The sequence below is a fragment of the Amycolatopsis sp. WAC 01375 genome, assembly GCF_003947325.1.
Taxonomy (GTDB): Bacteria; Actinomycetota; Actinomycetes; order Mycobacteriales; family Pseudonocardiaceae; genus Amycolatopsis.
The window spans coordinates 32,572-52,847 of sequence record NZ_QHHW01000043.1; the positions used below are offsets into that span (position 1 = coordinate 32,572).

12 protein-coding genes are annotated in these 20,276 nt (G+C 68.1%); 2 read left to right on the forward strand and 10 right to left on the reverse strand.

From position 1 onward, the window contains the following. Positions 1–91 precede the first annotated feature (91 nt). From DL991_RS29455 to DL991_RS29480, 6 genes are all read right to left on the reverse strand, one after another. A complete protein-coding gene (locus DL991_RS29455) occupies positions 92–4,942 on the reverse strand; it encodes a DUF6531 domain-containing protein (RefSeq protein ID WP_125787619.1) in 4,851 nt (1,616 codons plus the stop codon). 200 nt (positions 4,943–5,142) lie between these two features. Further along, positions 5,143–5,961 (reverse strand): type I methionyl aminopeptidase, encoded by an 819-nt coding sequence (gene map / locus DL991_RS29460; protein ID WP_125787620.1) that lies wholly within the window; start codon positions 5,959–5,961, stop codon positions 5,143–5,145. 125 nt (positions 5,962–6,086) lie between these two features. Further along, a complete protein-coding gene (locus DL991_RS29465; protein ID WP_125787621.1) occupies positions 6,087–10,154 on the reverse strand; it encodes a Pls/PosA family non-ribosomal peptide synthetase in 4,068 nt (1,355 codons plus the stop codon). Further along, positions 10,151–11,413, reverse strand: a complete 1,263-nt coding sequence (locus tag DL991_RS29470; RefSeq protein WP_255433379.1) for an aspartate kinase — start codon at positions 11,411–11,413, stop codon at positions 10,151–10,153. Before DL991_RS29470 ends, DL991_RS29465 begins: the two co-directional genes overlap by 4 nt. Positions 11,414–11,803: 390 nt before the next feature. Continuing rightward, positions 11,804–12,493: an ABC transporter ATP-binding protein gene (locus tag DL991_RS29475; RefSeq protein WP_125787622.1), complete on the reverse strand. Its 690-nt coding sequence runs from the start codon at positions 12,491–12,493 to the stop codon at positions 11,804–11,806. Then, positions 12,490–13,572: an ABC transporter permease gene (locus tag DL991_RS29480; protein WP_125787623.1), complete on the reverse strand. Its 1,083-nt coding sequence runs from the start codon at positions 13,570–13,572 to the stop codon at positions 12,490–12,492. Before DL991_RS29480 ends, DL991_RS29475 begins: the two co-directional genes overlap by 4 nt. 171 nt (positions 13,573–13,743) lie before the next feature. On the opposite strand from DL991_RS29480, the gene DL991_RS29485 reads away from it, so the two are divergent. Both DL991_RS29485 and DL991_RS29490 read left to right on the forward strand, forming a co-directional pair. Next, entirely contained in the window at positions 13,744–14,919 is a 1,176-nt protein-coding gene (locus DL991_RS29485) for a sensor histidine kinase (RefSeq protein WP_125787624.1), read from the forward strand. Further along, on the forward strand, positions 14,916–15,551 hold the full coding sequence (locus tag DL991_RS29490) for a response regulator transcription factor (protein WP_125787625.1): 636 nt from the start codon (positions 14,916–14,918) through the stop codon (positions 15,549–15,551). The genes DL991_RS29485 and DL991_RS29490 overlap by 4 nt, the downstream gene beginning before the upstream one ends. Positions 15,552–16,099: 548 nt before the next feature. Here the strand turns inward: DL991_RS29490 and aztD are convergent. Genes aztD through aztB form a run of 4 tightly spaced genes read right to left on the reverse strand, consistent with a single transcriptional unit; the run spans position 16,100 to position 20,233 of the window. Beyond that, positions 16,100–17,272 (reverse strand): zinc metallochaperone AztD, encoded by a 1,173-nt coding sequence (gene aztD, locus DL991_RS29495; RefSeq protein WP_125787626.1) that lies wholly within the window; start codon positions 17,270–17,272, stop codon positions 16,100–16,102. A gap of 26 nt (positions 17,273–17,298) precedes the next feature. Further along, entirely contained in the window at positions 17,299–18,192 is an 894-nt protein-coding gene (gene aztC / locus DL991_RS29500; RefSeq protein WP_125787627.1) for a zinc ABC transporter substrate-binding protein AztC, read from the reverse strand. Then, positions 18,189–19,385 carry a hypothetical protein gene (locus DL991_RS29505; RefSeq protein ID WP_125787628.1) on the reverse strand — a complete coding sequence of 399 codons (1,197 nt, stop codon included), beginning with the start codon at positions 19,383–19,385 and terminating at the stop codon, positions 18,189–18,191. The genes aztC and DL991_RS29505 overlap by 4 nt, the downstream gene beginning before the upstream one ends. After that, positions 19,382–20,233, reverse strand: coding sequence for a zinc ABC transporter permease AztB (gene aztB / locus DL991_RS29510; protein WP_125787629.1), 852 nt, complete (start codon positions 20,231–20,233; stop codon positions 19,382–19,384). Before aztB ends, DL991_RS29505 begins: the two co-directional genes overlap by 4 nt. Positions 20,234–20,276: the final 43 nt, after the last annotated feature.

Sequence of the window (20,276 nt, forward strand, 5' to 3'; positions counted from 1 at the left end):
TGACTACAGCGACCGTTCACTCTAACGGCCCCGCCGTGGTGACGGGCCGTATTCGGAGTTTTCGGCCGAAACTTTCCAGAGCGCCTCGCACTCACAGGTATTGACTGAGGTCATGGCCCTTCGGGTTCTTGACCCACTCGGTGCCGTCGGGTTTGGTGAACTTGCCGCTGATGGTGTCGAACTTGGTCCCCAGCGGGGGCAGATCCGGCAGCGGGACGTCCATCTTGCTGTCCATCAGCCGTTTGGCGATGTCCGGGGTGATCCCGGTGTACTGGGTGTTGATCTCGACGTGGTCGCGGATGCCGCGTTCGAAGTCGTTGTCCGATTTGGGGAACTTCACCTCGTCGCTGGGCTTGACCCGGAAGTCGATGCCGATGTCGGAGGCGTCCCGGTTCCCCAGGGCGTTTTTGAGGTCGACGTAGGTCTGGAGGCTCGATTCGAGCTTCTTGTAGTTCATGTTCGCGGTGTGGGTCAGCGGGATCATGTTGTCCGAGTTGCCCGGCCCACCCATGTCACCGTTCTCGAGGTGGCCGCGGATCCACTTCTCGTCGGCGCTGAGGAACTGGCTCTCGCCCGGCTTGGGGTTCTTCTTCGGGGTGTTCTCCAGGGTCTCCACCAGCTTCTCGCTCAGGTTGTTCTCCCCGTACACCTCGCCGTTCTGGTCCGTCTTGTTGCGGATGATCGAGTTCTTGTTCAGCGCGTCCACGTCGGTGACCTGCTTGGGGTCAGGCGTGTTGACAAAGTCCTTCCCGCGAGTGGAGTTCTTGTCGTAGGTGGCCCGGACCTCTTCGGTGGTGCCCGCCTGGTTCTTGGTGCGGCCGCCGCGATTGGCGTTGTCGTTCTCGGTTCGCGGACGTTTCGCGCTGCCACCGGTGTTGCCCGCGTTGTGCCCGGTCCCGCTGGTGTCCGGACCGTCGACGTGCTTGCGTTTCTTGTCGCACCACACCAGGCCGAGCGGATCCGAACCCGAGGTCGGGTCATGCGGGTAACCGGCCGGATCGGGCCCGGCGGGGAGGCCGAGCGGATCCTGGCTGAGGTAGCGCGCGGTGGCCGGGTCGAAGTAGCGGTGTAGGTTGTAGTGCAGTCCGCTTTCCGCGTCCAGGTACTGGCCGGGGAACCGCAGCGGCGTGCCGGGGAACCCGGTCAACGGCAAGCCCCACAGCGTCCAGCGGCCGCTCCAGCTCGGCGTGCCGAACGGGTCGAGCAGATCGGTCGGGGTCCCGATGGAGTCGTTCACGAAAGCGCGGAACCGGGCCGGCGCGTTGCCGTGTTCGGTCTGGGTGACGGGTTCCTCGGTGTCCGGCCGCCGCTCCCAGGTGGTGACCGTGGCACCCGCCGGGCCGGTGTGCGCCTGCTCGATCAGCGAGTTGCCGTCCCAGACGAAACGCGTCTGCTCGACGACCCGGCCGTCCGTGGCGAGCAGTTCCTTCGCCGTGCGACGGCCGAGCGGGTCGTAGCGGTACCGCCAGCGGCGGCCGTCCGGCGTGGTGAGCCCGGTCAGCCGGTTGCGCGCGTCCCACTCGTACCGCCAGATCCGGTCACCTTCGTGCCGGGCGGTACGCCGTCCGCTCCCGTCGTGCTCGTAGCGGATCACTCCGGCGCTGGTGATCGTGTTGAGGTCGTACGTGCGCGGCCCGGCTTCGGGATAAGCCATGGTCGTGGTGGCCCACTGCACGACCTTGCCCGCCTGGTCGTAGGCGATGTCCTCGCGCACGTTGTCGACCAGGTGGGTGGTGATCCGCCCGGCCGCGTCGCGTCCGAAGGATTCGCCTCCCGCGGCGTCACGGATCGCGGTGAGGTCGCCGTCGGCCGACCTGGCGAACTCGCGGTGCCGCAGTACGGCGCCTGTCGCGTCGGTGAGGGTCTGGCCGATGATCCGGTCGTCGGCGTCGAACTGCTGCCGCAACCGGGCGCCCTGGTCGACGCGCCGCTCGATCGGACGACCCTCGGCGTCGTAGGCGTAGTCGACGACGTGCTCGGCGGTCGACAGCGCGCTCGGCCGCTCCTCCTTGTCGAAGGACCACACACTCGTTGCGCCGGAAGGGGTTCGACGACTGATCGTCCCCTCCGCGGAGTCGTACGCGAAGACCACTTCCAGCCCGTCGGTGACCGTGCGCACCGTCCGGCCGTTGTCGTCCCGTTCGAACTCCACCACGGACTCGCCGTCGTCCGCACGGACCAGCTCGCCGACCACGTCGTAGGCGTAGGTGGTCTCCGTGTCGTCGGTGCGGATCCGGACCAGGTTGCCGATCAGGTCGTAGCCGTATTCCGTGACTCGCCCGGCGGGGTCGACGGACCGGATCAGCTGGCCTGCCGCGTCGTAGGCGTAGGTATGCGCTCGGCCGTCGAAGTCGGTCTGCCGGATGAGACGGCCCGCGGGATCGTATTCATAGGCCCAGGTCAGCCCGTTCGGGTTGGTCACCACGACCGGCCGCAACTCGGTGTCGTAGGTGTACTGGGTGCGCCCACCCGCCGGATCGATCTCCGCGGTCAGCATGTCGAATGGGCCGTACTCGCGGCGGGTCGTGCGCCCCGCCGGGTCGACGTGTTCGATCTCGTTGCCTTCGCTGTCGTAGCGCCAGCTCTGCCGCTCGCTCAGCGAACCGACCCGCCAGGCCCGCAGCCCTTCCACGGTCCAGCCGATCCGGGCCCGTCCCCTGCCGTGCGGGACCGAACGCGGCCTGCCGAACAGGTCGTGGTCCTCGGTCCCGGAGTCGTCGGATGCCGGGCCGGTCTCGAGGTTGATCGAGCCGGAAACCCCGACCGGATCCTGCCGCGGATCCGGCCCCAGACCGTCCGGGTAGGCCCGGTAACGGGTGTGGTCACCTTCGTCGGCCACCAGTCCGTCGACCGCGCCGTCGTCGGACCGGTTCACCAGCACCACACTGCCGTCGGGCCGGGTGACCTTCGAGATCTCGCCCTCGGCGTTGTAGCTGAACCGCGTGGTCCGGCCGAGCGGATCCGTCTTCGACCGCATCCGGTCCCGCTCGTCCCAGGTGAAGACGGTGGTCGCGCCGAGCGGATCCGTCTCGCGCACCACGTGATGCGCGGCGTCGAGCTCGAAGACCGTGACGTGGCCGAGGGAATCCGTGTAGCGCGTCCGTTTCGGCTCGTATTCGAAGGTGCAGTCGAGGAATCCGCGATCCCCGACCGTGCGCACACAGCGTCCGGCCGCGTCGTAGACGTAGCGGTACCAGATCCCGTTGCGGTCCTGCCATTCCGCCAGCCTGCCGTCAGGGTCGTAGTCGAACCGCAGTGCCCGGCCGGAGGAGTTGGTCACCTCGGTGAGGTTGCCCGCGTCGTCGTAGCCATAGCGCATGACGAAGACGTTCTGGCCATGCACCGGATCGGTCATCCGCAGGGCCTGGATCCGGCCGCGGGCGCGGTCGATCTCCAGTACCCGCCCGTCGGAATGCCGCCAGCGCGCGCCGGCGCCGTCAGCGTCGTGGTCCACCTCGATCCGCGGCCCGTCTTCGCCGAGCTCGAACGCGGTCACCGGCAGCACTCGTGACGGCGCACCCGGGACCGGAGCGAAGTACAGGGTGATCCCGGAATCCCAGGTCTCCAGCCGATAGGTGCCGGCCTCGTCCACGAGCAGCGCTCGCGAAGGCCCGGCCGTCGATTCCGTCGGCCGCCCCGGCTCCGGCAACGGGAACGTCGGCGCCGTGCCGTCGTCGGAAAAGAACCGGGCGTGTTCGGCGGTGAGCTCCAGCCGTAGATCAGCGGTCGATGCCCAGGAGCGGCCGAAGCCGGTGCCCGACCGATAGCTCGACATGTGGGTGCGGCGGATCCGGATCGGCAGCGGTCCGGCCAGCGACAGATCGTCCTGCACCATCACGACCTCGCCGGTGGCGATGTCGATCGGGTCGCCACAGAGGTTCATCTCGTCGGGCGCGGACTGCTTGGGCGGCGGGTCGGTGCGGGCCGGGGGCGGGTTTCCGTTGCTTCCGCCGCCACGGCTGCCCCCCGCCCCCGATGGGGTGACGTTGTCCCCCGCCGGACCGGTGTTGCCGTTCCTGTCCCCGCCGCCCGAACCACCTCTGTCCCCGCCGGATCCGCCCTTGTCCCCGGATGGGCCGGTGTGGTCGCCAGAGGGGCTGGTGCCTTCCTCGTCGGGTTTGGGTTTGGGCTTCGGCTCGGGGGATTTGACGTTGATGTCCTTGGGCTTGCCGGACGGCGTGACCGTCCCGCCCTTGAGGTTCTTCAACGCCTTCCCGGCGTCGTCGAACAGATCGCCCGCCTTCTTCAACAACGGGACCAGGCCCTTGAGCGCCTTCACCAGCTTCGTGGTGAGACCGGCGATCTTCGACGCGGTCTTCGCCACCGCCGCCACCACCTGCGGTACCACCCACGCCAACCCGATGCCGAGCGTGAACACCACCTGCAGCGCCCAGGAGATCAGGTGCCCGATGAGTTCGGCGATGATGTCCCGGACCAGCGTCCGGACCGCGGCGACGACCTCCCCTGCCGTCTTCACCCCGCTGCCCGCGCCCTCGCTCCCCTTCTGCGCGCTCTCGATCAGCGTGGAGGTGTTCTTGGCCTGTTCGCGGTACGCGTCGGCCGCCTCCCCCGTCCAGCTACCGAGATCCTTCTCGACCAGATCCACCAGCTCGATCGAAACGGTCCCGAGTTCCTTGGCGATGTTCGTCCAGGTCTCCGCCTGCGCCGCGATCTCGTCCGCGTTGCCGGTGAGCGCGTTGAGCGCCTCCTTCAACGGGCCCACGTGCTCGATCAACCAGCCCACACCGGCGGCGAGAACCGCGCCGAACGGGTCCATCACGGCCGTCAGCGCGTCCAGCGCGGTGCCCACCGCGCCCATGGCGACCGAAGCCCAGTCGCCGCTCTCGATCGCCGACTTCAGGTCGAGCGCGCCTTCCAGCAACGGCACGCCCGACACCGCAGTCGTCGAGTCCTTGACCGGCGCGACCAACGGATTGCTCATGACTTGATTCAAGCATGAGCCGAAACGACCGCCGTCGACACCGGTTCAGGCGATCGTCACGGTGCCGGGAAGCCGACACCCTGCCGATATCCCAGAGTGTCACTCGAGTACATGTTGTAGACGCCACCGATGTTCGTGCCCGTGACGCTGCCTGTTGTGCACATCGATGCTGCCCGAAAGGGCAAAGCGCGTGCCGAAGATCACTCGACGCGCCCGGAGTCCTTTGTGGACAGAGGGGCGACGGGCGTCTCGTGCTCGCGCCGGGTGAGCAGCAAGGGCCCGTCTTCGGTGATGGCCACCGTGTGTTCGGAGTGGGCCGTGCGTGAACCGTCCGCGGAACGGATGGTCCAGCCGTCGTCGTCGAAGATGATCTTGTCCGTCGTGCGGGCGAACCAGGGCTCGAGCGCGACGGTCAGTCCCGCCTGGAGCTTCAGGCCGCGGCCCGCTTTGCCCTTGTTGGGGATGTGGAGTTCCTCGTGCATGGTGCGGCCGATGCCGTGGCCGCCGAACTCGGTGTTCACCGGATAGCCGTAGTCGCGGGCGACCGCCCAGATGGCCGCGGAGATGTCACCCAGCCGGTTGCCGGGACGCGCCACCTCGATCGCCGCCTCCAAGGCCTCCTCGGTGGCGTGGATGATCCGCAGGTCCTCCTCGGCGGGCGTCCCGACGATGATCGTGCGCGCCGAGTCGGCCGCCCAGCCGTCGATCTTCACTGCCAGGTCCGCGGTGAGCACGTCTCCGTCGCGCAGCGAGTAGTCGTGGGGCAGGCCGTGCAGGACGGCGTCGTTGACCGCCAGGCAGATGACGTTGCGAAACGGGCCCTTGCCGAAGGACGGCGCGTAGTCCCAGTAGCACGACTCCGCCCCGCGCCGCTGGATCATGCCGCGCACGTGGTGTTCCAGGTCCATCAGGTTGACGCCGACGTCGGCGATGCTGCCGACCTCGGTGAGCACCTCGGCGACGAAACGCCCGGTCACGTGCATGCGGTCGATCTCGGCGGGCGTCTTCAGTTCGATCATGGGATCCTCGCGTGGCCGGTGGTATTATTATACCAGCACCCTAGCACTTGCCGGTATAATAATACCAACCAGTGGCCCTGTGGCGCGCGATCACCTCGGCGCCCGCCTCGCCGTGGGGGCGTGCGTCATGACAGTCTCCTTGCCACCGCGGTGCTCTCTTCCGCCGTGTCGAGTTCGACCGCCGGATTGGCGTGCCAGCGAGTGCGGGCCGGGGCGGCGGTGCCCTTCATCAGGAACGCGTCCGCCTCGGCGATCGCCCCGTCCGCCATCGTCACTCCATAGTGGACGAACGCGCCGGTGCCGATCGTGCACCCCGCGCCGATGGTGACGTAGTCGGACTTGAACAGGCCGTCTTCGAGCGAATGTCCTTGGACGACGGTGTGCAGGTTGAGCACGCAGTCGTCGCCGATGCTCACCAAGGACCGTTCGGGGATCGCGCATCCGTCGTCGAAGACACGCCGACCGATCCGGACGCCGAGGCAGCGCAGAAGGAAGGGTTTGAACGGAGTCCCGTCGAACAACGCGAGGTAGCGGGCGGGGCTGAGCTTCCAGAACCGCTCGTGCCGCCAGAAGGCCGGATCGTAGATCGAGCAGAACCGCGGCCGCATCGACCGGAAGCCCTGCACTCCGAGTTCCGCCAGCATGAGGAACGAGACCGAGAACACCAGTGTCGCCACGATGCCGGCGCCGATGGCGAGTGGGCCGAGCCGCTCGTGCAGGGCACCGGCGGCCGCGCCGATCAGCAGGACCCCGAGCAGGTGGAGCCAATGCACCAGCAGGTAGACGAAGATGGTGACGGTGTTGTGCCGGTTTTTCGCTCGCAGGCCACGGCGCAGGGCGTCCCCGGTGCTGAGATGGTCGAAACCGGTGTCACGGCGGACGGTCCGGGGGATCTCGAACGCGGGTGACCCGAGCAGGCCGACGTTCTCCCTGATCGGCCCGTCCAAGGGCACGAGGACCTTGGTGGCCAGCAGGCAGTTCCGGCCGATCCGCGCGTCCGGTGGATAAGCGATCTCGTTGCCCAGGAACGCCTGTGGTGCCACGGAAGTCCTGCGCAGCCGGAACGACGAGGCCGAGAAGTCCGCGTTGAGCAGCGAAAGGCCGTCCGAGACCATCGTCCCGGTACCGACCGTGCTGAGGAACGGCGTTTCGTGCTTGACCTCGACCCCGAAGTTGGATCCGGTCTGCTGGACCTTCGACAGGTCGTACCCCAACGCGCGCAGGTAGTGCACGATGTAGCTGCTGTCGCCGAAGAGGTAGGTGAACGCACGGAGGTTTGTCAGCCGCGCGATCAGCCGCTGGATCGCGAAATGCCTCCCGTAGAGCGGGTAGACCCGGTCCGGCCGGAGGAACAGGCCGAGCAGACGTGGGATCGTGAGGACGACGGCCAGCCCGGCGCACAGTGCCCCGAAGTACACCAGCGCCGAGTCGGCGATCTGGCCGCGGTAGAAGGCCCAGCTCGTGAAGTCCGCCGTCTTCGTGAACAGTCGCTCGGCGAGCACGTCCGCGCCGCCCAGCGTCGCGGGAAGCGTCACCAGCAGCAGGAGCAGCAGGCTGGACGCGCTGAAGACGAACGGCCTGAGCCTGCCACGTGCGACGATCGGCAACGCCCGGTAGTCCACGGTCGAGAGACGGGCGGGTGACCCGTGCCAGCTCTCGCCGTCAGGGACGGACTGTCCGGCGTTCAAGGACGACGAGTGGCCCAGTTGTGCGTTGTCGCCCAGCGTCGTGCCGATGTCGAGCACGGTCATCTCACCGACGAAGGCGTTGTCGCCGAGGGAGACCCGGCCGGTCTGGATCCTGCCCGCCCTGGCGCGGTAGCACGAGAAGTAGGCGTCCTTCCGGATGACGGCCCCGTCGCCGATGCTGAGCAGATCGGTGCAGACCGGCGGGTTCCGGGACAGGATCACGGCGCCCTTGCCGATGTCCGCGCCGAGCGCCCGCAGATACCAGGAGTACAACGGCGTGCCGGTGAACAGCATCAGCGGGCTGAACCTGATGAGTGTCTTGACCGTCCAGAAGCGCAGGTAGCCGGGACTCCACAGCGGGATCTCCCCCGGCTGCCATCGTCCGACGAGTGCCCACTTCGCCAGGATCGGCACCACGGAGAGGACGACGAACACGACGAGCCCGAGCCCGACGGCCCGCGCGTAGCCGTCGACGAGTCCGGTCGCGGCGGCGAGCCAAGTGAATCCCGTGTCCAGGATCCAACCGGAACCGGCGGCGTAGGCGAGGAAGGCCAGGAGCTGGAACACTCCACAGAGGACATACGACGCCGTGGAAGCCCGGCGCGGCTCCTCGGCACGAACGACCGTGACCTGGACCGACGTAGAAACCGACTCGGCGAGACCGCGAACAGTGGGGTTGAGGTAGACGTCTTTCGCCGACAACGGCGCGACGTCGCCGCGTTCCCGGACCAGGGCGCAGAACTTGGCCAGCAGCAGAGAGTCGGCGCCGTAGTCGTCGAAGAAATGTCCCGTCACCGAGATTCGCTCGATCCCGAGTACCCGCCCCAAGGCCTCCGCCAGGTGCAGCTCGGTCTCGGTGGCCGGTGCCACGTAGCCGACGTCGCTCGCGGTTGTTCGCGAGCCGCTGGGTGCCGGGAGATTCTTGCGGTCGGCTTTGCCCGCCGGTGTCAGCGGGATGTGGTCGAGTCGTTCGAGATAGGCGGGCACCATGTAGCCCGGCAGCAGTTCCGCCAGGCGACGGCGTAGCTCTCCGGAATCGATGTCCGCCCTGCCGTGTCGGAGGCTGTAGTAGGCGACGAGTTCGGTCGTGCCGCCGTCGGGATGGTGGGTCTCGACCACCGACTGGGCGATCCCGGGGATCTGGAGCAGTACCGATTCGATCTCGGTCAGCTCGACTCGGTAGCCGCGGATCTTCACCTGGGTATCCGCACGCCCGTGGTATTCGATCTCCCCGTCCGGGGTGATCCGGCCGAGGTCTCCGGTGCGGTAGATGCGGTGGGACGGGTTGTGCCCGATGCCGAGGAAGTCCGGGATGAACGCCCGCTCGGTCAGGTCGGGACGGTTCAGGTACCCCCCGGCGAGGCCGATCCCGGCGATGCCGATCTCCCCCAGTTCGCCCGCGGCCAGTGCCCGCGGCTCGTCCGGATCGAGGATGACGACCGAATACGTGGGCAGCGGCACCCCGATGGTCACCGGCCGGTCCGGCCGCAGCACCGACCACGTCGCGGTGACCGTGGCCTCTGTCGGGCCGTAGACGTTGAGGAACCGCCTTCCCGCTCGGTACCAGCGGCGCACGAGGTCTTCGGGACACGCTTCACCGGACACCAGGAGAAACCGCAGCCGCGGCAGGTCCTCGTCGAGGCTGGCCAGCAGGGTCGGAACGCAGCACAACGCGGTGATCCGGTTCTCCCGCAAGAATTCGAGAAGGTCGTGGCCGACGAGGGCCGCGCCGCCGGGTTTCGGCACGAGCGTCGCGCCGCACAGCAACGGCACCCAGATCTCCTCGACCGAGAAGTCGAACGCGATCGTCATGCCCTGGTACATCCGGTCGGCGCCCCGGATGCCGTAGACGTCGGCCGCGACGCTGACGAAGTTGCAGATCGAGGCATGGTCGATCGTCACGCCTTTCGGCCGCCCTGTCGAACCGGACGTGTAGACGACGTAACAGAGTTCGTCCGCCGGAGCGCCCTTCTCGGCCACGATGAGCCGCTCACCCGGAAGGGCGGCGATCCGGTCCGCGTCCTCGTCGAGGCAGACCAGCTCGACGCTGCCCGGATCGAACCGGTCACGCAGACCGGAGATCGACACCACCAGCCGGACATCGGCGTCGCGGACGATGTACGCCAGTCGGTCGTCCGGGAAACCCGCGTCCAAGGGCACGTACGCCGCGTTGGCCTTGAGCACGGCCAGCATCGCGACGTAGGGATGAACAGGTTCGTCGAAGAGCAGCCCGATCCGATCGCCGGGCCGCACTCCGCGCGCTCGAAGGTGGCGGGCGAGACGATTGGCCCGCTCGTCCAGTCCGGCGAAGGTGAGCTTCGTGTCCCCGGCGTCCACCGCGAGGCGATCTCCGAGGCCTTCTGCGCGCAGCCGGTCGCAAAGCCGCTCGTACAACTGCTCGAGCCGATCACCGGCCTGCCATCGAACCCGCTGTTCGTGGCCGTCGCAGGTCAGGACCAGGCCATCGGTGGTGAACAGGCCCGACGGCTGTCCGTACGGGCTCATGTCCTGTCCTCCGCCAAGCCGAACGAGTCATGAAGGGCGCGGACCGTCATGTCGATGGCGTCTGCGGGGATCACTGCGGTGAGCCGCGACTGCGACGTCGTCAACGACGGCACCGTGACCCGGTGGTCGGCGAGGACTCGCAGCAACTCGGGCAGGAACCCGGGGTGGTCGAGCAGCGCGGTGCCGACCACGGAGACCGAGCCGAGCTCGTCGAAAACCGAGGAGCGGGCGTCCAGCTCCATCGCGAGTTCGGCGATCGGCAGGCGAGGCTTCGAACCCCGGACGGTGAACCGGAGTTCGCCGGGATCGGGCCAGCTCAAGTTGTCCGGTCTCACCCCGCACCTCGCGAGCATCGTGAGCACGCGGGCGTACCGATCCGGGCCGTCGGCGGAAACCTCGACCCTGACCAGCCGCACCTCGCGTTCGTGTGCGATGCCGATGACCCGGGGAGTGCCTTCCAGGGACGGTTCCTCCTCCGTGACGACGGTGGACGGGCCGGGGTCCGAGGAGTGCATCACCCGCACCGCCAGCCCGTGGCGGCGCGCGAGCTCGACGGATCTGGGATGCAGCACGCGGGCGCCGAGCCCGGCGAGCTCGGCCATGGTGTCGTAGGAGATCGTCCGGACGGGACGCGTTTCCGGGACGATCCTGGGGTCGGCCGTGCGAACGCCGTGGACGTCGGTGCGGATCTCGCATTCGGCACCGCCGAGCGCGGCCGCGAGCGCGACCGCGGTGGTGTCGGAACCGCCCCTGCCCAGGGTCAGCAGCTCGCCGTCGGCGTTCCGTCCCTGGAAACCCGCGACCACGACGACCTGCGATTCACTCAGCCGTGTGAGGATCTTGCCGGGGTCGACCCGCACGATGGTCCCGGCCCCGGGTTCGCCGGTCACCTCGATTCCCGCCTGGTCACCGGACAACGACACGGCCCGCACCCCGCGCTCGGCCAGCGCCATGGCGATCACCGACGCGGAGACCTGTTCGCCTGTCGCCATCAGCTGGTCGAGTTCTCGAGGATGCGGTGGCTCGGCGAACTCTCCGGCCAAGGCGATCAGCCTGTCCGTGGTGTCCCCCATCGCCGATACGACCAGGACCAACCGGTTCCCCGCTTCGGCGATCGCGGCCACTTCGGCGGCCACGTCGCTCACCATTGCCGGCGTGGCCAGCGAGGAGCCACCGTATTTCCGTATGACCGGCCCTTCGCTTCGCGTCTTCCGTAAAGGCAGGTCCAGGCTGAGCTCGAGGTCCGGAGAAGAATTCACCAGTTTCCTTAGTGGATCGCCGCGGCGGCCGGGTTCGAATTCGGACAATCAGCCCGCAACGAATATTCTTCACGCAGGGCGGGATCTACGACATCGGCGTCGAAGTCCCCGCCAGAGAGGACTTCCGTGACTCAGTCTGCGCGGTCGGGCTGTCAGGAATGGAAAGTAGTGCGAGGAACTTTGAACGGGTACCTCCGTAAGTACGAAAGACCGGTCGTCCATTTCTCGCAGGTCATAACCTGACAGCATCGCGCAACGTTATAGCTGCGAACAGCCGAGTTCGATGGAATCGGGCCGAAAGAATGACGTATTCCCATTGCCTTCGAAATTCGAAAGTGCGACCGCGGCAAGGAACGAATCTTCCCCTTCCCTGGAAGTCGCGGGATCCTTTTACGTGTTCGCAGCCGTCGAGGGAATGCCCAACCGTCCATCGTGGACTTCGACGATCCTGTCCACCGCGGCGAGGTGGACTCGGTCGTGGGTGACCAGGACGGTGGCGGTGGCCCGCTGGCGGGTGAGGCGGGTGATCAGCTCGATGACCGCGGCGCCACGGTCGTGGTCGAGGGCGCTCGTCGGTTCGTCGACCAGCAGCACGGTGGGTTCGTTCATCAGCGCACGCGCGATGTTCACCCGTTGCCGTTGCCCACCGGAGAGCTGATGCGGGCGCCGTCCGGCCTGCGGGGCGAGCCCGACGGCGTCGAGCAGGTCCATCGCCACACCCCGTGCCGCCGCCGGGGAGCGGCCGTCGATCCGGGCCATGACCTGAAGTTGTTCGGCCGCCGTGAGGGAGGGCAGCAGATTCGGTTGCTGGAAGACGATCCCGATCTTGCGGCGGCGAAGTTCGGTGAGTTCGGCGCGAGACCGGCCGGTGGTCACCGTGTCGTCGATCGTGACGGTCCCGCTGTCCGGGCTGATGAGTGTGGCGGCGACGGCGAGCAGGCTGGACTTGCCGGAACCGGAGGGCCCGGCGACAGCGGTGAGCGCGCCGGAGGGGACGTCCAGCGTGACGTTGTCGAGTGCGGTGAGGCGGGAGTCGCCGTCGGGATAGGTGAGGGTGATGCCGGTCAAGTTCAAACTCATCGGGCACTCCCGAGTGCGGTCAGCGGGTCGACGGAGGTGATACGGCGGACGGAAAGCGCGGCCCCCAGCGCGCCGAGCAGGATCATCACGGCGGCCGGGACGAGAACGGTGGCGGGTGTCAGCAGGAAGGGCACGGCGGAGCCGCCGACGACCGCCCCCAAGCCGACGGCCAGTCCGGTTCCGACGGCGGTGCCGCCGACGAGTAGTACGACAGCCTGGCCGAGCGCGTCCTTCAACAGGAAGGCCGTACTCGCTCCGAGCGCCTTGAGAACGGCGATATCGCCGCTGCGCTGGATGGTCCAGACGGTGAAGAAGGCGCCGATCACGAGGGCGGAGATGGCGAACAGGAAGCCGCGCATCAGTTGAAGTGAACCGTTTTCGGAGGTGTAGGAGCCGATCGCGGACAACGAGTCGCTCTTCGAAACCGTCTGGGTGCCGGCGGCGCGGTCGGTGGCCGCGAGATCGGCATCGGCGGTGGTGTTCAGCGCGAGCACGGTCGCACTCGGCTCGCCGCCCGAGGGCGGCGCCGTCTTCGCCCAGACGTCGAGGGCCGCCCACACCACCGGGGTGTGACTGAACCAGGCGTCCCCGGTCACGGCGCCGACCGTCAGCGGACGTCCGGCCACGGTGATGGTGTCCCCGCTTCGCACGCCCAAGTCTTCGGCGGCGGACGTCGACAGCACCACCGAATCACCGGTGATCCTCCCGCCGTCCGGGGCGAGTGCCGAACCGGTCCGCACGCCGAACACGGAGATCCCGGCGCTGCGGTTCCCCGCGGTGGCCTTGGTGGTGGCGATGCCCAGGGGTTCGGCGCCGGTGACGCCCGGGGTCTCGGCCCAGCGCTGTCGTTGTGTCTCGGTGACAGCGGAGTTGGCGTAGGAAAGGCTCTGCCCGTCACCGGGAGCGGCGAAGACGATCTTGTCCGCGGGCAAGCCGGTGATCGCGGAGATGTTCTGCTCGCCCAACCCCGCGGTGAGCCCGGATAACAGGCCGACCAGCAGGGTGATCAGCACGACGACGGCACCCATCAGGGCGAACCGCCCCTTGGCGAATCTCAGGTCTCTCCAGGCGACGAACACGGTTCTGGTCTGTCCTCTCCGGCAGGTGGGCTGGGTACCTCTCCACGATCGCCGCCGGGACCGGCGAGGACATCTGGCCGGAGATGGCACTTCGTCCGTCGGAAGACGGCACGCCGCCTCTACCTTTGGATAGAGGCGCTCGCCGAACTTGCTCCGTAATCTGGACGCATTGTGATCACCACGCCTGCTTTGACCCCGACCAGCCGGGTGCTGACCTGGTGTCTGCACCTGCTGTTCGCCGCGCTGCTCGCGTTGGCGGCCACGCGGGCGGTGGCCGGCGGCTCGGCCCACGCGGTGGCCGTCGTCGCGACGGCGCTGGTGTGCGGTGTGGTGTACGCGGCCGGGCCGCTCCTGCCCCGCGTCAGGTCGTCACGGCAGGCTGCCCTGTGGTGGCTGATCGCCGTGGGCATCGTGTGGCTGGTCCTGTTGGCGCTGACCGCCGACGGTGTCTGGCTCGCCTTCCCGCTGTATTTCCTGCAGTTGCATCTGCTCCCGCGCCGTCAAGGTCTGTTCGCGGTGATCGCGACCGCGTTGGCCGCCATCGCCGCGTTCGCCGCCCACCAGGGTTCCTTCGTCCCGGCGGCGGCGATCGGGCCGGCACTCGGCGCCGCCGTCGCGGTCGCCGTCGTATGGGGATACCAGGCGCTGTACCGCGAAAGTGAACAACGCCGCGACCTGATCGAGGAGCTCACCGCCACCCGTGCCGACCTCGCCGAGGCACAGCACGCGGCAGGAGTGCTCGCCGAGCGGGAGCGGCTTGCCCACGAAATCCACGACACCCTCGCCCAAGGGCTGTCGAGCATTCAACTCCTGTTGCGGGCCGCCGAGAGAACTCTCCCCGACACCGCCGGGAACGCCGCCCGGTATGTCGAGCAGGCACGTCAAGCGGCCGCGGACAACCTCGCCGAAGCCCGCCGCTTCGTCGTCGCCCTGTCCCCTCCCGCGCTCGACGACACCACACTGGCCGACGCGCTGGAACGGCTCTGCGCCACCACGAGCGCCCGGCACCGGCTCATCGCACGCTTCCGCCTCGCCGGGGCTCCCGTTCCGCTGCCGACCGCGCACGAGGTCACGTTGCTGCGCATCGGCCAGGCGGCCCTCGCGAACACAGTCCGGCACGCCGACGCGTCCACCGCCGAGATCACCTTGAGCTACCTCGGGGAACACGCCACCCTCGAGGTCGTCGACGACGGCATCGGCTTCCACCCGGAGCACAGCGGCTTCGGGCTCAGCGCGATGCGCACGCGGACCGAAGCACTGGACGGAACGCTCACCGTCGAGTCCTCCCCCGGCCACGGCACGACCCTGTCCGTGCGGCTGCCCGTCGATTCGGAGGAACGCCCGTGACCTCACCCCCGATCCGGCTGCTCCTGGCCGACGACCACCCCATCGTCCGGGCGGGACTGCGCGCCTTGCTGGAAACCGAACCCGGTCTCGTCGTCACGGCCGAAGCCGCGACCGCGGAGGAAGCGGTGGCTCGCGCCGCCGAGGGCGACATCGACGTCGTGCTGATGGATCTGCGGTTCGGCCCCGGCATGACCGGGGCCGAAGCCACCGCGGTGATCACCGCGCGGCCGGACGCACCTCGCGTCCTGATCGTCACCACCTTCGACACCGACGCCGACACGCTGCCCGCCATCGAAGCGGGTGCCACCGGCTATCTCCTCAAAGACGCCCCTCCCGAAAACCTGGCGGCCGCCGTGCGCACCGCCGCCGCCGGACGCACCACACTCGCCCCGACCGTGGCCGACCGGCTCATGAACCGGATGCGGATGCCCTCGGCCGCGCTGACGCTGCGCGAGATCGAAGTACTGGTCCTGGTCGCCGACGGTCTGTCCAACCGGGCCATCGCCGAGCGGCTCCACCTGACCGAAGGAACCGTGAAGTCCCACCTGGCCCGCAGCTACTCCAAACTCGGCGTGGACTCGCGCACCGCCGCCGTCGCCACCGCGACCGATCTCGGCCTCATCCGCCGGTGAACGTCTCGCGAGTCCCGCGGATTCCGGCTGCGGTTTGATCTCGGGCCCGGTCCGTGAAGGCCTCCTTGAGGGACTCTGGGTCCCTCAAGGAGGCCTTCACGGACTCGATGATCGCCACATATGCCCCACCTGCACCAGCAGTCACAGCGGTTGCGCGTGAAGGCCCCCTTCCCTCGGCTCAGCCGAGGAAACTCGACCTTCACACCTTGCCGAGTACATGAAGGCCGGGCAAGAGGGCACCGGTACCGACCGGTCAGGGCTCGTGAGTGGTAAGGACGGTCAGAGCCAAGGTTGTCTTAGGTACCTACGGCGGGTGAGCCGGTCTCGCGAGTCTGTGAAGGACTCCAGTCAGGCGCTCACGTAAGTGGTCGCGGTCGTCGGGATGTCGTGAAGGGCACCTTTGAGACGATGAAGGTCTCAAAGGTGCCCTTCACGACATAAGAGCTCGGCGCCGGGACCATCGGAAGCGCTGAAGGAGCCGTCCGCTCATCCTCGCGTCTCGTGAGCGGTAAGAACGGTTAGAACCTTCCTTACCACTCACGAGTGGGTCAGTGCCCGAGGACGCCGCTCACCTCGTTCGGCGTTCCCGGAATCGTGCCGGTCGCGGTCTTCGTGCCCGAGGCGAGGTCCACCGAGTGGATCTCCTTCTTGCCAGGATCGGTGACGTAGGCGGTTCCGCCCCGGACGAAGATCGCCGGACGCGGCTGCTGCCACTCGATCGGTTCCTGCCAGGTTCCGAGGACGGCGATCTTCCGCGTCACGGCACCGCTCACCGGGTCGATGACGTGGATTTGACCGTCGGTGCCCAGCACCAGCGCCTCGCCCTGCGGGCCGCGGGCCAGCGACCGGAAGGTGTAGCTGGTCCCGATGTCGACGTGCTTGAGCGTCGCCTTCTCAGTGTCGATCAGGGAAATCCGGGTCGGGCGTTCGAGCTCGGCCGCTTCGTCGACCTTGTAGTCGCCCAAGGTGATCGGGGAGACGTCCGAGCCCGCCTGGTTCCCGATGCGGCCGTAGGGATCCGGGCTGGTCACCTTGGTGATGGCACCGTTGCGGTAGATCAGCACACCGGTCTGGCATCCGACCACGACCGCTTCGCCACGCGCGGCGGCTTCACCGTGCACGCCGGGGCACTGCTCGTTGCGGGCGATCTCCTTCTTGTCCTTGTCCAGCACCACGATTCCGGATCGCTTGTCCTTGTTCCCGACGGTGGTGACCAGCTCGCCGTTCGCGAGTTCGACGGCCACGCCGTGATGCGCTTCCGGCGTCTTGTGCTTCGGCGCGGGCAAGGCCGCGGTGCCGATCGTCTTCGGGTCGAAGACCGTCACCTCGCCGGTCCCGTCGGCGAACAGCACCGTCTTGCCCGCGTGCCGGACGACGTGTCCCGGCTTGGCCGCCTTCACCTCGTTGTCCGTCAGCACGGCACCGACGGCGTCCAGGACCCGGAACCCGGTGGAGGTCGAGACAAGCAGGTGCCGGTCGTTCCCGGCGGGGTTGAGCCGGTTGAAGCCCTCCAGCGGAAGGTTCTTGGCCTCCTTCAAGGTCTTCCCGTCGAGGAGGACGATGCCACCGTCATAGGTGACAGCCACGGGATCGGCGACGACCGGTGCCGGAGCCGCGCCCTTCCCGGCCTCCGCCGCCGGCTGTTCGGTCGCACAGGCGGCGAGCGCGAGCGTGCTCGCCGTCGTCGCCATCAGCGCGAGGTATCGGGTTTTCCGTGCCATTTCACTGTGCCTTTCGTCTGTTCCGATCAGGAACGGGTCAAACCGGTGGTGATCGATTCGGTGTTGGCGCGCATCATTTCCAGATAGGTGGCCGCGCCCTGGCCTGGTTCACTGAGCGACTCCGAGAACAACGGGGCCACCTGGACATGCAGCCCGGCTTGCTCGGCGAGCACCCGCGCGAGCCGGTCCGGTTGCGAGGAATCGGCGAAGATCACCGGAACCCCCGCCGCACGGACGGTGTCGGCGAGTGCTTTCAGATCCGAGGAACTGGGGGAAGCGAGTGTGGTCCCGCCGGGGATCACCGCGCCGACGACGTCGAAGCCGAACCGCTGGGCCAGGTACCCGAACACGTGGTGATTCGTGACCAGCTTCCGGCGTTCGCGCGGAATCCTGCCGAACTTCTCGGCCATCATGGCGTCGAGCGCCTCGATCTCGCCGCGATAGCGTTCGGCGTTGGCGCGGATCACCGCTTCGTCGACGCCGTCGACATGCGCGACGACCTCGTCGGCGATCGTCTTCACCGTGTCGCGCACCCGTGCCGGATCCGTCCAGAAATGGGGGTCCGGCTTGTTGTCGGCGTAGCTGATCGGGTTCGCCCGCTCCCCGGCGGGCAGCGACGGCACACCGTTTTCCTCGGCTGTGCGGACGGTGCGCAGCATGCCCTCTTCGAGTCCCAGTCCGTTGTAGACGATCAGTCCGGCGCGCTCGACCTGGGCCGCCTGCTGTGCGGAGATGCCGAAGGAATGCGGATCGGCGTTCGGCTTCATCAACACGGTCACTTCGGCCTGATCGCCGACGATGGCGCGGGTGATGTCGCCGAGGATGTTCGTCGTGACGACGACCGACTTGCCGCCGCCGGCGGAGCATCCGGCCGCCGCCAGCAGCGCCACCGCGAACAGGGCGAGCGCCAGCCGCCTCATCGGCCGGTCTCCACGATGTGACCCGCCTTGCCGCCGACCTTCAGGGTCCGGGCGCGACGGAGGTTGTCGTTGTAGTCGATCTCGTACACCTCCGCCGAAAGCGGGTTGTTGAGATAGGCACGGGTCGTATCGACCTGGATCGTGGGAGCTTCGGCGGCGGCCGCTTCGGGCGTCAGGAGCGGGATCGCCGCCTGTTCCTTCCCTGTCCCGTCGAAGGAGCGCAGCTTTCCGTCACGGGACAGCACCAGCAGCGGGCCGCCCTCCCCGACGGCGTTCACCGCGGCGACCGGTCCGGTCTCGACGTACTGCCAGCTGCGGCGCGCGACGTCCAGCGACCACACGGCGGACTCCCCCGCCCGCGCCGCGAGCGTGGAGCCACCTGGCCGGTGGAAGAACGCGGTGGCGCGTTCCTGCGCCGTGACACTGCGCGGGTACGGGATCTTCACCCCGGCGAACGCACCGTCCTTTTCGGTCACGAGCAAAGCGCCGTCCGCGCAACCGAAGACGACACCGCGCCGGGTCACCGCCTGCCCTTGCAGGTCAGGGCACGGTTGATCGATCTCCGCCACGGTCTTGCCCTGACGGTCATGGACGCGCACTCCGCGACCGAGCGGCTTTCCGGCGTCGGCCACCGTGGCGACGATGTGCTCGCCATAAGGGATCGCGATCCCGGCGTGCGGTTCGCGCGTGATCTTCCCCAGTTCGGTCACGGACCCCTTGTCGAGCGCGGCCCGATCGAGCAACGTCGTCGTACCGTCCGAATAGGACAGGGCGGAAACGGCGGGATCGCTGTAGGCCGACAAAAGCTGTTTGCCCGGTGCCACGCCGATGTCCCGGACCTTCGCCCGGTAGTAGTGGACGTGGTCACCGTGGTCGACCATCCAGGAACCGCTGTCGATCACCCGGATGGTGCCGTCGCGAGCGGTCAGGTAGCCGAAGCGGCCATCGCTGGTCACGGCCTGCACGCCGTCGACTCGTCCGACTTCGTGCACCTCCTCGGTGATGAGGTCCACGACGCGGACCGCGCCGGTGTCCGTGTCGGCGACGATCAGCCGTGACTGCGCCTCGGCCGCTTCTTCGGCGCCTTCGACATAGCCGTGCGGGACTTCCGCGGTCACCTCCTTCGGCTGCTCCGCGCCGCACGCCGCCAGGGTCAGCGCCGCGACGACCGCCGTCACTGCTTTCAGTTTCATCGTGAGCACTCGATCTCCGGTGTCAGGGAACGGAATCGCTGTCGTACGAAGGACAGGAACGCGGAAAGGAAGAACAGGAGGACCGCGCCGGCGGCGATGGTCGCGCCCGCCGCGGTGCCCCAATGCCAGGACACGAGCAGGCCGCCGACCGTGGCGGCGACGCCGAGCAACGCCGCGATGAGCATGATCGTGGTGATCCGCCGCGACCAGAAGAGCGCCGCCGCGGCCGGTGCGATGAGCAGGCCGAACACCAGCAGCGTCCCCACCACGCGGAACGACGCGACGATCGTCAACGTCACCAGCCCGAGCAGGACCGCGTTGGCCAGACGTGGCCGAAGCCCCAGCGTGTGCGCTTTGCGGACATCGAAGGTGAGCGCCGTGAACGAGCGGTGTCCCGCCAGTGCCACCACCCCCACGACGAGCAGGGTGATCGCGAGGCCCACCAGGTCGCCGGATCCGACGGCGAGCACGTCACCGAACAGGAATCCGGTGAGATCCACCGCGAACGACCGCGAGTGCGACACGATGATCACGCCGCTCGCGAGCATGCCGACGAAGAGCAGCCCGATGGTGGTGTCCTCGGACAGCCGCCGCGAACGCCCGAGCGCCGTGACGCCGAGCGCCATCACCCCGGCGCTGATCGCGGCGCCGATCAGCAGGTTCACACCGGTCAGCGAGGCGATCGCCACGCCGGGCAACATGCCGTGCGACATCGCGTCGCCGATGAAGGCCATGCCGCGCAACACCACCCAGGTACCCACGACGGCGCACACCGCCGAAACGAGCACTCCCGCCACCAGCGCACGCTGCACGAACGACACCTCGAAGGGGATCAACAACCACTCCACGCGTCACACTATAGTGGTAATGATTGTCATTATCTGAAAGAGG

Bases quoted from the DNA above. Each gene is read 5' to 3' on its own strand.
- map (WP_125787620.1), bottom strand. From the start codon at position 5,961: ATGATCGAACTGAAGACGCCCGCCGAGATCGACCGCATGCACGTGACC.
- DL991_RS29465 (WP_125787621.1), bottom strand. From the start codon at position 10,154: ATGAGCCCGTACGGACAGCCGTCGGGCCTGTTCACCACCGATGGCCTG.
- DL991_RS29505 (WP_125787628.1), bottom strand. From the start codon at position 19,385: ATGAAACTGAAAGCAGTGACGGCGGTCGTCGCGGCGCTGACCCTGGCG.
- DL991_RS29475 (WP_125787622.1), bottom strand. From the start codon at position 12,493: ATGAGTTTGAACTTGACCGGCATCACCCTCACCTATCCCGACGGCGAC.
- aztD (WP_125787626.1), bottom strand. From the start codon at position 17,272: ATGGCACGGAAAACCCGATACCTCGCGCTGATGGCGACGACGGCGAGC.
- DL991_RS29455 (WP_125787619.1), bottom strand. From the start codon at position 4,942: ATGAGCAATCCGTTGGTCGCGCCGGTCAAGGACTCGACGACTGCGGTG.
- aztC (WP_125787627.1), bottom strand. From the start codon at position 18,192: ATGAGGCGGCTGGCGCTCGCCCTGTTCGCGGTGGCGCTGCTGGCGGCG.